The following is a 12,373-nucleotide window of genomic DNA, read 5'->3' as shown; positions in this document are numbered from 1 at the left end:
GCTTTCGGTATCGATTATGGGTCGTCTCCCGCCGACGAAGCTTGATCTGGATCATGTGTAACAAAAGAACAAAAGAAATTTTATTTCACAATACATGTTTTGAGCATGTTACGGGCTTGTGGGAAGGGGGCATGTCGGGAGAAAAGGGGGCGTGAAGGTCATTCACGCCATTAAAATCAAGCAGTTAAAACGACGACATCCCAGTGTCCCTGTTGTTCGGTAGGCAGGATGGGGGCCGCATTATGGTAGAAACGGCGATCGTCGAGCACCAGATACTCGCCGGTTGTTAATGCTTGTTGGAAAAAAGGTGGTTGCCTTAATCCATGATAGAGCTGAAGTTCTCCGCCACTGACCCCCTGGCTGCCACAGAAGAAGACGCCGATGAAGTCGAAGCCGTCCTGATGCACCCCCTCGGGGGCGGGTGGGGTCTCGCTGCCGGAGGCGGCGCAGATCCGCATCTGGTGTACCCCTATCTCGCGGCCATCCGCCAGGGCGGTGTGGCGCACGAAGGCGGCCAGCATGGCCTGGAAGGCGTCATGCTCGGCGAAGGCGGGCACCAGATCGGCATAGGTGCGCGGCACATCTCCGAGGAACTTGTTGATGGCGGCGGCCTGGAAGAAGACGCCATTGTCGAGGCGGTGAAAGCCCTGGCCCTGTTTCTCGAAGCGGCCATAGCGGCGGCGTCGAAAATCGCCGTCGATATAGGGATCGACCGGGAGCTGTCCGAAAAACCGCGTCAGGGTGGCAACCTGCTCCGCCGGCAGGGTATCGAGTTGCCAATCCAGCGTGATGTCCGTATCTATCATTGCAAACTCCTCTTTTCATGAGATGAAATATTGCCGCCAGGATCCATGGCGAGATAAAGCTCGAAAGGAGTTTATCAAAATGTTAATTCACCACAATGTTTTTTAACAAACGATCGTGTCGAAATTTGATAACACATTAGAGGAACTAACTGGAGAGCCCGCTTCAGCCTGAAATTATTTGATTGGTGACCCTACTCGCAATGGGGTAAATTTACGCACAATTTATTACCCCGGCCTTGTGGCCGCTCCTGTGTGGATGACATCCGTGGCTGACATCGATTTCTCGCTGTATCTGAAGTTCTTCATTGGTCTTATCGCCATCATCAACCCCCTTGGTCTGCTGCCGGTCTTCGTCAGCCTGACCAATCACCAGACTCCGTCCGAGCGAATGAAGACCAATACCACGGCCAATATCGCCGTCATGGTGATCTTGCTGGTGGCCATGTACATGGGGCAGCTGATCCTCGACGGTTTCGGCATCTCGCTCGCGTCGTTCCGCATCGCAGGGGGCTCGCTCATCACCCTGATCGCCTGGTCCATGCTGCAGGGCAAGCTGGGGGAGGTGAAACACAACAAGCAGGAGAAGGGGGAGCTGGCTGCCCGTGAATCCATTGCCGTGGTGCCCCTGGCACTGCCGCTGATGGCGGGGCCAGGGGCCATCTCCTCGGTCATCGTCTATGCCAGCCAGAGCCACTGGCAGCAGCTGCTCGGCATGTCCCTGGTGGTGGTGGTCTTCTCTTTCTGCTCCTGGCTCATCTTCCGAGCGGCCCCCTTGCTGTTCAAGCTGATGGGCAATACCGGCATCAACGTGGTGACCCGGATCATGGGCCTCATCATGATGTCCCTTGGCATCGAGATCATGGTGGCGGGGATCAAGGGGGTCTTTCCCAGTTTGATGTGAGGTGAGTCTGTTTTGTCGTAGCCGGTCCCTGTGACCGGCTTTTTGTTGTTTCTTTTTCTGGAACCATTTCCTAGAATCGAGCGGCTTTTGTATATAAAAGCACCGTTATAGCCTATTTAAATGCTGAATAATTCGCTGAAAGTTGTTTATTTGACCAAACTCGCGCGTCTGCCCTGAAGCTATCTATTGCATTATCAGAAATGACAGGGAATTATGCTGACTGCGTGCCTCGGCTCGCATTACGAACGAACGCATGGAATGTTCTTGTTGGAGTAATGGAAATGACTCATAAAAAAACAATGATTAATACCCTTTTGTTGGCCGCGCTATTCGGCGGAGCCTCTCAGGCCCACGCCGCCGATGTTCCCGCCGGTACCAAGCTTGCCCCCGAGCAGGTCCTGGTCAAAGGCAATGGCTCCGAGCCCGCCACCCTGGACCCGCACAAGACCGAAGGAACGGTCGAATCCAATATTCAACGTGACCTGTTCGAAGGCCTGGTCAGCTCGGGCCCCAAGGGTGAAGTGCTGCCCGGCGTCGCCGAATCCTGGGAGACCAAGGACAACAAACACTTCGTGTTCCACCTGCGCAAGGATGCCAAGTGGTCCAACGGGGATCCCGTCACCGCCCATGACTTCGTCTTCGCCTTCCAGCGGGCGGTGGATCCCAAGACGGGTTCTCCCTACTCCTGGTACATGGAGATCCCGACCATAGTCAACGCCAGCGAGATCATCGCGGGCAAGAAGCCGGCCGACACCCTGGGGGTGAAGGCGGTCGATGATCACACCTTCGAGGTGCAGCTGGAAAAAGCGATCCCTTACTTCGTCAGCATGCTCTCCCACACCACCACCTATCCGGTTCCGAAGAAGGTGATCGAGCAGTTTGGTGACAAGTGGACCCAGCCCGGCAACATGGTCTCCAACGGTGCCTACCAGCTGAAAGACTGGGTGGTCAACGAGCGGGTCGATGTGGAGCGCAACCCCCACTACTGGAACAACGCCAAGACCGTCATCAACAAGGTGACCTATCTGCCGATCCAGTCCACCAACGCCGAGCTGAACCGCTATCTGGCCGGTGAAGTGGACATGACCTATCAGATGCCCATCGAACGCTTCAAGCAGATGAAGAAAGAGAAGCCCGATGAGCTGAAGGTGACCGGTTATGTGGGCACCTACTACTACACCTTCAACACCAAGCGCAAACCCTATGACGACGCCCGGGTGCGTACCGCCCTCACCTACGCCATCGATCGCAACGTGATCGCCGACAAGGTGATGGGGCAGGGCCAGACTCCGAGCTATGCCCTGGTGCCTGACTTCGTGGACGGCTTCAAACCGGTGGCGCCCGAGTGGTCCAAGCTGAGCCAGGCCGAGCTTGATGCCAAGGCCAAGGCCCTGCTGGCCGAGGCCGGTTATGGCCCGGGCAACCCGCTCAAGTTCGAGCTGCTCTACAACACCGACGACAACCACAAGAAGGTGGCCGTGGCCGTCGCCTCCATGTGGAAGAAACTCGGCGTGCAGGTGAGCCTGGTGAACCAGGAGTGGAAGACCTACCTTGAGACCCTCAAGCAAGGGCAGTTCGATGTGGCCCGCCGCGGCTGGATTGCGGATTACAACGAAGCCTCTTCCATGCTGGATCTGATGCAGACCACCCACGGCAACAACGACGGCAAATACTCCAACCCGACGTTCGACAAGCTGATGGACGAGTCGCGGGATCAGGTCGACGATGCGTCCCGCAACAAGCTCTATGCCCAGGCCGAAGATATCCTGGCCAAGGACATGCCCATCGCCCCCATCTATCAGTACGTGACGGCCCGCATGGTCAAGCCCTACGTGGGCGGCTACCCGGCCAACCCGCTCGACAACCTCTACAGCAAAGACATGTATGTCGTTGCTCACTGAGTAAAGAAACAAGTCGCATAACAAGCAGGCCCGCCACGGCGCGGGCCTAAATTAAAACCGCGACCCTTTGGAAGCAGTACAGGACAGGAAATGTCTATGTTGAAATTCATCCTCAAACGTCTGTTGGAAGCGATCCCGACCCTGCTGGTCCTGATCACCGTCTCCTTCTTCATGATGCGCTTCGCCCCCGGTAACCCCTTTACCAGCGAACGGGCATTGCCGCCGGAAGTGCTGGCGAACATAGAGGCCAAGTACGGCCTGGACAAACCCATCGGCACCCAATACCTCACCTACCTGGGCAACCTGGTTCAAGGTGACTTGGGGCCTTCGTTCAAATACAAGGATTTCTCGGTCAATGATCTGGTGAGCCAGGCCCTGCCGGTCTCCGCCAAGATAGGGGCCTTCGCCTTCCTGTTTGCGGTCCTGCTGGGGGTCACCTTCGGCACCATAGCGGCCTTGAAACAGAACACCCTCATCGACTATCTGCTGATGTCGTCGGCCATGGCCGGGGTGGTGATACCCGGCTTCGTGCTGGCGCCCTTGCTGGTGCTCTTCTTCAGCATCTATCTGGGCTGGTTCCCGGCCGGTGGCTGGCAGGGGGGCGGGGTGCAGTTCATGGTGCTGCCGGTGTTCGGCATGATGATGTACTACATCTCCGCCATCTCCCGCATCATGCGTGGCAGCATGATAGAGACCATGAACTCCAACTTCATCCGCACCGCCCGTGCCAAGGGCCTGCCCCTGCGCCACATCATCCTCAAGCACGCCCTGCGCCCGGCCATGCTGCCGGTGGTCTCCTATCTGGGCCCGGCCTTTGTCGGCATCATCACAGGTTCCGTGGTGATCGAGACCATCTTCGGCCTGCCGGGGATTGGCCAGCTGTTTGTCAACGGAGCGCTGAACCGTGATTACTCCATGGTGCTCGGCCTGACCATTCTGGTCGGTGCCTTGACCATCACCTTTAACGCCGTGGTCGATATTCTCTATGCCTTCATCGATCCCAAGATCCGTTACTAAGCCGGGAGTACATCATGGTTGTCACAACTGAGAAACGCGAAGCCGTCGAGGCGTTCGCCCAGCAAGTGGAAGTGGTGGAGGGGCGTTCCCTGTGGAAGGATGCCCGCCGCCGTTTCCTGCGCAACAGGGCCGCACTGGTGAGTCTCATCATTCTCACCTTCATAGGGCTGGCGGTGATCGTCGGGCCCCATCTCTCTCAATACACCTTCGACGATCCGGACTGGGGCGCCATGCAGGCAGCCCCTGACATGGAGACGGGCCACTGGTTCGGTACCGACAGCCTGGGGCGCGACCTGTTCGTGCGAACCCTGCTGGGCGGGCGCATCTCGCTGATGGTCGGCATCATGGGGGCCCTGGTGGCCGTCATCATCGGTACCCTGTACGGCGCCGCCTCCGGCTTCATCGGTGGCCGGGTCGACAGCCTGATGATGCGGGTGCTGGAGATCCTCAACGCCTTCCCCTTCATGTTCTTCGTCATCATGCTGGTGACCTTCTTCGGTCGCAATCTGGCGCTCATCTTCATCGCCATCGGCGCGGTGAGCTGGCTCGACATGGCGCGGATCGTCCGCGGCCAGACCCTGAGCCTCAAGAGCAAGGAGTTCATCGAGGCGGCCCATGTGTGCGGTGTCTCCAAGTGGAAGATCATCACCCGTCATATCGTGCCCAACGTGCTGGGCATCGTGGCGGTCTACGCCACCCTGCTGGTGCCCGGGATGATCATGTTCGAATCCTTCCTGAGCTTCCTGGGCCTGGGGGTACAAGAGCCCATGACCAGCTGGGGGGCCCTGCTGGATGAAGGCTCCAAGTCGATGGAGGTGGCCATCTGGCAACTCCTCTTCCCCGCCGGTTTCATGGTCGTGACCCTGTTTTGCTTCAACTTCCTCGGGGACGGTCTGCGTGATGCCCTCGATCCAAAGGATCGATAAGACGGCAAAGGATCGGTAAGGCGCCAAGGGCCCGACAAGACCCCAGGGCGCCACAAGACCCATCCGCTGAGCGCGCGGCGCCAGCGGACTGGTCAGGCAAGCATCACGAGCGATCGATAAGGAATTTTTAGATGAATCTACTGGATGTAAAAGATCTGCGGGTCGAGTTCAAGACCCCGGACGGCAACGTGGTGGCCGTGAACGACCTCAACTTCTCCCTGGCGGCAGGCGAGACCCTCGGCATCGTCGGCGAGTCCGGTTCGGGCAAGTCCCAGACCGCGTTTGCCATCATGGGGCTGCTGGCCAAGAACGGCATCATCACCGGCTCGGCCAGGTTTCAGGGGGAGGAGATACTCAATCTCCCCGAAGCCAAGCTCAACAAGATCCGCTCCGAGAAGATCGCCATGATCTTCCAGGACCCCATGACCTCGCTCAACCCCTACATGAAGGTGAAGGATCAGCTGATGGAAGTGCTGATGCTGCACAAGGGGGTGACCAAGGCGGCGGCGTTCGAGGAGTCGGTGCGCATGCTGGACGCGGTGAAGATCCCAGAGTCGCGCCAGCGCATGAACATGTACCCCCACGAGTTCTCCGGCGGCATGCGCCAGCGGGTGATGATCGCCATGGCACTGCTGTGCCGGCCCCAGCTGCTCATCGCCGACGAGCCGACCACGGCACTGGACGTGACGGTGCAGGCCCAGATCATGACCCTGATGAACGAGCTCAAGCGTGAGTTCAATACCTCCATCATCATGATCACCCATGATCTGGGCGTGGTGGCCGGTATCTGCGACAAGGTGCTGGTGATGTACGCCGGGCGCACCATGGAGTACGGCCGGGTGAACGACATCTTCTATCGCCCGAGCCACCCCTATACCGAAGGCTTGCTGCGGGCCATTCCCCGTCTCGATACCGAGGGGGAGATATTGCCCACCATACCGGGCAACCCGCCCAACCTGCTGCGTCTGCCCAAAGGCTGCCCCTTCCAGGAGCGCTGCCACCGCGCGCACGAGCGCTGTGGCCAGGAGTCGCCGCGCCTGCTGCCCTTCAACGACGGCCGCACCCGTGCGTGCCACTGGGTGTCTGATGCCATGGTCAAGGGAGTGAACTAAATGGGTACCGACAAGAAACTGCTGCTGGAAGTGTCCGACCTCAAGGTCCACTTCAGCATCAAGAGCGACAAGGCCTGGCCCTGGGCCAAGCCCTCCACCCTCAAGGCGGTGGACGGGGTAACCCTGCGCCTGTACGAGGGGGAGACCCTCGGCGTGGTGGGGGAGTCCGGCTGCGGCAAGTCCACCTTCGCCCGGGCCCTGATAGGCCTGGTGCCGGCCACCGACGGCAAGGTGGTGTGGCTGGGCCAGGATCTGACCAAGCTCGAGCAGAACGCCCTGCGCGAAAAGCGCAAGGAGATCCAGATGATCTTCCAGGACCCGCTGGCCTCCTTGAATCCGCGCATGACCATAGGCGACATCATCGCCGAGCCCCTCATCACCTTCTACCCCAGGCTCCCCAAGGCGGAGGTGGAGAACCGGGTGCGGGCCATGATGACCAAGGTGGGCCTCTTGCCCAACCTGGTGAACCGCTATCCCCACGAATTCTCGGGCGGTCAGTGCCAGCGTATCGGCATCGCCAGGGCGCTGATCCTCGAGCCCAAGATGATCATCTGCGACGAGCCGGTCTCGGCGCTGGATGTCTCCATCCAGGCCCAGGTGGTCAACCTGCTCAAGTCCATCCAGAAGGAGATGGGGCTGTCGCTCATCTTCATCGCCCACGACCTGTCTGTGGTCAAGCACATCTCGGATCGGGTGCTGGTGATGTATCTGGGCAATGCGGTGGAGCTTGGCAAGGGCAAGGAGATCTACGCCAATCCCCTGCATCCCTACACCCGGGCCCTGATGTCGGCGGTGCCCATCCCGGATCCGGATCTCGAGCGTAGCAAGGTCATCCAGATCCTGGAGGGGGATCTGCCGTCCCCCATGAATCCGCCGTCCGGCTGCGTGTTTCGCACCCGCTGCCCGGTGGCGGGCCCCGAATGTGCCAAGACCCGACCCGTGCTCGAGGGCAACTTCGATCACGCCGTCTCCTGCCTGAAAGTGGATCCGCTCTAAGGCCAGGGCTCTGCCAGGGGGCGCCCGTCGGGCGCCCCTCTTTTTTGCGCCTGAGTGAAGATGCGCCTTGGCGCCGCCGTTCGAGGCTGTTACCATCCGCCCCACAAGGGGAGTAACTTCTCGCCGGTCTGTCGTCATTACGGTGTGTTTGCGCAGCAAGCCACCCGGCACCCGGGCAGTCGATGCCAATCGGCTGTAAGTGAGACCTTGCCGAGAGGCAAGGCGATGCTGCTCCAAACGCAAACCCACGCCTCCCGGTCGTGGGTTTTGTCGTTTCAAGGAGAGCTGAACATGGGTGAATGGTGGATGTGGTTGGGGTTTTTCGCCCTGGTGTTGACCCTGCTCTGGGTCGATTTGCGGTTCGTGGGGGGCGGCCGATCCCACAAGGTCTCCCTCAAGGAGGCGGGGGCCTGGTCCCTCGTCTGGGTCAGCGTGGCCCTGCTGTTCAATCTGGCCATCTGGTACTGGGCCGACCTGCACCTGGGGCGGGAGATGGCCAACCAGAAGGGGTTGGAGTTTCTCTCGGGTTACCTCATCGAGAAGGCGCTGGCGGTGGACAACGTCTTCGTCTGGCTGATGCTGTTTGGCTACTTTGCCATCCCGGCCGAGCTGCAGCGCCGGGTGCTGCTGTACGGGGTGCTGGGGGCCATCGTGATGCGGGCCGGCATGGTGTTCGCGGGCAGCTGGCTCATCGAGCAGTTCCACTGGATCCTCTACCTGTTCGGCGCCTTCCTGCTGCTGACCGGCGCCAAGATGCTGTGGGCGGCGGACCAGGAGCCGGATCTGGAGAACAACGCCCTGCTGGGCTGGATGCGGCGCCGTTTCAAGGTGACCGAGACCCTGGAAGGGGAGAAGTTCTTCGTCTGGCGTGACGGGGTGCGCTACGCCACCCCCTTGCTGCTCATCCTGGTGCTGGTGGAGGTGAGCGATCTCATCTTCGCGGTGGACAGCATCCCGGCCATCTTCGCGGTGACCACGGATCCCTTCATCGTGCTGACCTCCAACATCTTCGCCATCATGGGGTTGCGCGCCATGTACTTCCTGCTGGCCGGTGTCGCCGAGCGTTTCGCCCTGCTCAAATACGGCCTGGCCTGCATCCTGATGTTCATCGGGGTCAAGATGCTGCTGCTGGATATCTTCAAGATACCGACCGGCATCGCTCTTGGCGTGGTGGCCCTGATCCTGGTCAGCTCCATGGGACTCAGCCTCTGGGTGACCCGCAAGAAGCTGGCGTAAGGTCGTTTGGCTGGATTGGCGCAAGATCCCGTGCGGTATATCACCCTCGGCGTGGTGGTGCTGACCCTGGTCAGCTCCATGGGGCTCAGCCTCTGGGTGACCCGCAAGAAGGTGATCGACCAGAAGACGGTGTAGACACAGACAACAAGGGCTCCCTCGGGAGCCCTTTTTCATCGCAGAAATTTGTTTAGTGCTTGATCTTCTTGGGATTGGTGTAGCCCCAGATGGTGTACATGTCCGCCAGCAGGGCGCCGTTGTACTCTTCCAGATCAGATTGCTTCACCTCGGCCTCTCCCTGGCGACCGAACAGCACCACCTCGTCACCGGGCTTGACCCCCTTGATGTCGGTCACGTCCACCATGACGGTGTTCATGGAGGTCTTGCCCACCACGGGTGCCTTCTGGCCCTGGATCAGCACATAGGCCTTGTTGCTCAGCGCCCGGCGATAGCCGTCGGAGTACCCCAGGGGCAGGTTGGCGAGCAGGGAATCGCGCTTGAGAGTGAAGGTGCGGTCATAACCGACTGTGTTGCCCGCCGGGTAGTGGTTCACCGAGGCGACCTGGGTCTTGAACGCCATCACCTTCTTGTATTCGGTGTAGGAGGGGATGGTATCGCCATAGATGATGCCGCCCGGGCGCACCATGTCAAAGTAGGCTTCCGGCACTTCCAGGGTGGCGAAGGAGTTGGCGGCGTGAATGGTCAACTTGTTGCGATCCAGCTTGCCTGCCTCGATGAGCCACTGGGTGTCCAGCTTGAACTGGGCCAGCCCCAGCTTGACGTCCTCTTTCTCCTCCACCGGGAAGTGGGTCATGATGCCGACCGGGGTGATCCCCTTGAGGGCCAGCATGGAGAGGGCCTCGCCCTTGGCGTCCTCGGCTCTCAGGTCGATGCCGTTGCGGCTCATGCCGGCGGAGTTGAGGCCGATGTGCACCGGGATCCGGGTGTTGTGACGCACTGCGATGTCGGAGATCCCCTGGGCGCTCACCAGGCTGCCCACCAGCTCTTCCAGCCGGTAGGGCAGGGCCTGCTCGACTTCATCCGGGGTGGCGGCGCGCACCCGCATCAGGCGGCCGGTGAAGCCCTTCTCGCGGGCCACGCGGGCCTCTTCATTGCTGGCGATGCCGATGCAGGGGATGCCCGCCTTGACCACGGAGGGGACCAGCAGATCGATGCCGTGACCATAGGCGTCCGCCTTCATGATGGCGCAGATCTGCGGGCCCTTGTCGCCGAGGCGGGTCTTGAGGGTCTGGAGGTTGTGCTCAAACGCACCCAGATCTACCTCCAGCCAGGCGTTGGCGGCGGTCTGTACCTCGCCACTGCGCAGGTCGCTGGCCTGGGGCAGGTAGGGAGCGGCAGTGGCCTGACCGGCCAGCAGGCCAAAGATCAGGGTAGCGAGCAGGGTTTTCTGATTCATGGGGTGTCCTGTTATGTTGAGGCAAGGCTGGGAGAACAACGGGTTCCCCCGAGATCCGTTCCTGGCATCAGTGGCCTGGCCATCGATGCCTTCTTATTGATTTATATCTAGTTAGTGGGTAACTCGACCCGAATGGGAGTGTACCGTATGGTGCCCTTTGTGGCACGTCATCTTGGGAGATGAGAGATGAGATCGTTGGAGTGTCGCGTGCCGCCCGTGCTGCTGTCTGGCGTGGTGGCACTGGGGATGGTGCTGGGGAGCGGCGGCGGGGAAGGGTGGCCGGTGGCGGCCCTGTTGCTGACGCTGCTCGGCTGCGTGTTCGGGTTTGGCGCTCTGCTGCGCTTTCGTCGCCATGGCACCAGCGTCAGCCCGATGCGCCCGGAGCAGGCCACGGCCCTGGTGACCACAGGGCTCTATGGGCTCAGTCGCAATCCCATGTACCTGGGGCTGCTCTGCTGGATGATGGCGCTGGCCTGTTATCTCGGGGGAGCCTGGGTCTGGATCGGACCCCTGCTGCTGTGGGGCTGGCTCACCCGCTTTCAAATCGTGCCCGAGGAGCGGGCTCTGCGGGCGCGCTTTGGCGAGCCATATCTGGACTACTGCAGGCGGGTGCGCCGCTGGTGCTGAGGCTGCCACTCACTCGCAGACAATAACACGGCCCGCTGATGCGGGCCGCTCTGTTGGTGTCTTCTGTCTGGAGGATATCGGGCTCACGCCTTGGCGGTATCCACCTCGCCCAGCGGCGCGCTGTCACCCAGGCTCTCTTCGGTCCTGGCCACCACACAGGCGGCGATGGCGTTGCCCAGCACATTGGTGGCGGAGCGGCCCATGTCGAGGAAGTGGTCTATGCCGAGCAGCAGCAAGACACCGGCCTCCGGGATATGGAACTGGTTGAGGGTGGCGGCGATCACCACCAGGGAGGCGCGCGGCACCCCGGCCATCCCCTTGGAGGTGACCATGAGCAGCAGCAGCATGGTGATCTGCTGTGCGAAGGAGAGATCTATGCCATAGGCCTGGGCGATGAAGATGACCGCGAAGGTGCAGTACATCATGGAGCCATCCAGGTTGAAGGAGTAGCCCATGGGCAGCACGAAGCTGGCGATGCGCTTGGGGCAACCAAACTGCGCCAGGCGTTGCAGGGTCTTGGGATAGGCCGCCTCTGAGCTGGCGGTGGAGAAGGCGAGCAGCACGGGCTCGCGGATCAGGGCCAGCAGGGCCGGGGTGCGGCGGCGGATGAAGAGGCTGCCCATGGCGATCAGCAGCAGCCAGAGGCAACCGAGGGCCAGGTAGAACTGGGCCATGAAACTGCCATAGGTGGCCAGGATGGCGAGCCCCTCCCTGGCGACCATGGCCGCGATGGCCGCGAACACGGCGAAGGGGGCGAAGTTCATCACGTAGCCGGTGACTTTGAGCATGATCTCGGCACTGCTTGCCAGCAGCATCACCACCGGTTTGGCGGCATCCCCCAGGGCAGCGGCGGCCAGCCCGAAGAAGAGGGAGAACACCACTATCTGCAGGATCTCGTTGTTGGCCATGGCCTCGACCACGCTTTTCGGGATGGCGTGGGCGATGAAGTCGCGCAGGCCCAGGCTGGTGGTGGCGAGGCCGCTGCTGGCGGACTCGGGAGGCAGGGGCAGGGAGAGACCGCTGCCCGGCTGCATCAGGGTAACCATGAGCAGCCCAAGGGAGAGGGACATCAGGGAGGCGAGCATGAACCAGCCCAGGGTCTTGGCGCCGATCCGGCCCACGGTGCGGGTGTCGCCCATCTTGGCGATGCCGACCACCAGGGTAGTGAACACCAGGGGGGCGATGATCATCTTGATGAGACGCAGGAAGATGTCGGTGAGCAGGGTGATGTTGCCTGCGAAGGCAGGGGCCTGATCCGGGGCAAAGAGGCGGTAGCCCTGACCGGTGGCGATGCCAAGCAGCATGGCAGTCAGGATGGCGAGAGTCAGCTTGTTCAGTTTCATGGGGAGAGATCCGCGCAGCACAAGGAGTCGGGATGGGGTGGCGCGTGCCACGACAGCCGGGCCGGATCGCCACGTAGGCGAGCCATGGGCGCAG

General features: G+C 60.9%; 11 protein-coding genes. 8 read left to right on the top strand and 3 right to left on the bottom strand.

What is annotated here, in order from left to right; translation table 11 throughout:
- Positions 1–176: 176 nt before the first annotated feature.
- On the bottom strand, positions 177–806 hold the full coding sequence (locus BN1119_RS05150; RefSeq protein WP_041994943.1) for a 2OG-Fe dioxygenase family protein: 630 nt from the start codon (positions 804–806) through the stop codon (positions 177–179).
- Positions 807–1,071: 265 nt separating this feature from the next.
- Between BN1119_RS05150 and BN1119_RS05145 the strand changes: the two genes are divergently transcribed.
- From BN1119_RS05145 to BN1119_RS05115, 7 genes are all read left to right on the top strand, one after another.
- Positions 1,072–1,707, top strand: coding sequence for a YchE family NAAT transporter (locus BN1119_RS05145; protein ID WP_041994941.1), 636 nt, complete (start codon positions 1,072–1,074; stop codon positions 1,705–1,707).
- Positions 1,708–1,988: 281 nt separating this feature from the next.
- On the top strand, positions 1,989–3,608 hold the full coding sequence (locus BN1119_RS05140; protein ID WP_084205300.1) for an ABC transporter substrate-binding protein: 1,620 nt from the start codon (positions 1,989–1,991) through the stop codon (positions 3,606–3,608).
- Between the two features lie 96 nt (positions 3,609–3,704).
- On the top strand, positions 3,705–4,625 hold the full coding sequence (gene oppB / locus BN1119_RS05135) for an oligopeptide ABC transporter permease OppB (protein ID WP_041994937.1): 921 nt from the start codon (positions 3,705–3,707) through the stop codon (positions 4,623–4,625).
- 14 nt (positions 4,626–4,639) lie between these two features.
- Positions 4,640–5,551, top strand: a complete 912-nt coding sequence (gene oppC, locus BN1119_RS05130) for an oligopeptide ABC transporter permease OppC (RefSeq protein ID WP_041994935.1) — start codon at positions 4,640–4,642, stop codon at positions 5,549–5,551.
- A gap of 131 nt (positions 5,552–5,682) precedes the next feature.
- The gene (gene oppD / locus BN1119_RS05125; RefSeq protein ID WP_041994933.1) at positions 5,683–6,663 is read left to right on the top strand and encodes an ABC transporter ATP-binding protein; all 981 of its coding nucleotides are present in this window, start codon (positions 5,683–5,685) and stop codon (positions 6,661–6,663) included.
- Positions 6,664–7,659, top strand: a complete 996-nt coding sequence (oppF, locus tag BN1119_RS05120; protein ID WP_041994931.1) for a murein tripeptide/oligopeptide ABC transporter ATP binding protein OppF — start codon at positions 6,664–6,666, stop codon at positions 7,657–7,659. It begins immediately after the preceding gene.
- A gap of 291 nt (positions 7,660–7,950) precedes the next feature.
- On the top strand, positions 7,951–8,895 hold the full coding sequence (locus BN1119_RS05115) for a TerC family protein (protein ID WP_041994929.1): 945 nt from the start codon (positions 7,951–7,953) through the stop codon (positions 8,893–8,895).
- Positions 8,896–9,082: 187 nt separating this feature from the next.
- Here the strand turns inward: BN1119_RS05115 and alr are convergent, their stop codons facing one another.
- Positions 9,083–10,309: an alanine racemase gene (gene alr / locus BN1119_RS05110; protein WP_041994927.1), complete on the bottom strand. Its 1,227-nt coding sequence runs from the start codon at positions 10,307–10,309 to the stop codon at positions 9,083–9,085.
- 186 nt (positions 10,310–10,495) lie between these two features.
- Between alr and BN1119_RS05105 the strand changes: the two genes are divergently transcribed.
- Positions 10,496–10,936, top strand: coding sequence for a methyltransferase family protein (locus tag BN1119_RS05105; protein ID WP_041994925.1), 441 nt, complete (start codon positions 10,496–10,498; stop codon positions 10,934–10,936).
- A gap of 83 nt (positions 10,937–11,019) precedes the next feature.
- Here the strand turns inward: BN1119_RS05105 and BN1119_RS05100 are convergent, their stop codons facing one another.
- Positions 11,020–12,279 (bottom strand): dicarboxylate/amino acid:cation symporter, encoded by a 1,260-nt coding sequence (locus tag BN1119_RS05100; protein ID WP_041994923.1) that lies wholly within the window; start codon positions 12,277–12,279, stop codon positions 11,020–11,022.
- Between the last annotated feature and the right edge of the window lie 94 nt (positions 12,280–12,373).

Origin of the sequence: Aeromonas bivalvium (assembly GCF_000819765.1) — a bacterium.
In the GTDB taxonomy this organism is placed as follows: Bacteria; Pseudomonadota; Gammaproteobacteria; order Enterobacterales; family Aeromonadaceae; genus Aeromonas; species Aeromonas bivalvium.
This window is presented reverse-complemented; position numbering and strand designations above follow the sequence as displayed.

Excerpts from the sequence above, each read along its gene's own strand:
- BN1119_RS05150 (WP_041994943.1), bottom strand. The coding sequence starts at position 806 with ATGATAGATACGGACATCACGCTGGATTGGCAACTCGATACCCTGCCG.
- BN1119_RS05140 (WP_084205300.1), top strand. The coding sequence starts at position 1,989 with ATGACTCATAAAAAAACAATGATTAATACCCTTTTGTTGGCCGCGCTA.
- oppB (WP_041994937.1), top strand. The coding sequence starts at position 3,705 with ATGTTGAAATTCATCCTCAAACGTCTGTTGGAAGCGATCCCGACCCTG.
- oppC (WP_041994935.1), top strand. The coding sequence starts at position 4,640 with ATGGTTGTCACAACTGAGAAACGCGAAGCCGTCGAGGCGTTCGCCCAG.
- oppD (WP_041994933.1), top strand. The coding sequence starts at position 5,683 with ATGAATCTACTGGATGTAAAAGATCTGCGGGTCGAGTTCAAGACCCCG.
- oppF (WP_041994931.1), top strand. The coding sequence starts at position 6,664 with ATGGGTACCGACAAGAAACTGCTGCTGGAAGTGTCCGACCTCAAGGTC.
- BN1119_RS05115 (WP_041994929.1), top strand. The coding sequence starts at position 7,951 with ATGGGTGAATGGTGGATGTGGTTGGGGTTTTTCGCCCTGGTGTTGACC.
- alr (WP_041994927.1), bottom strand. The coding sequence starts at position 10,309 with ATGAATCAGAAAACCCTGCTCGCTACCCTGATCTTTGGCCTGCTGGCC.
- BN1119_RS05105 (WP_041994925.1), top strand. The coding sequence starts at position 10,496 with ATGAGATCGTTGGAGTGTCGCGTGCCGCCCGTGCTGCTGTCTGGCGTG.
- BN1119_RS05100 (WP_041994923.1), bottom strand. The coding sequence starts at position 12,279 with ATGAAACTGAACAAGCTGACTCTCGCCATCCTGACTGCCATGCTGCTT.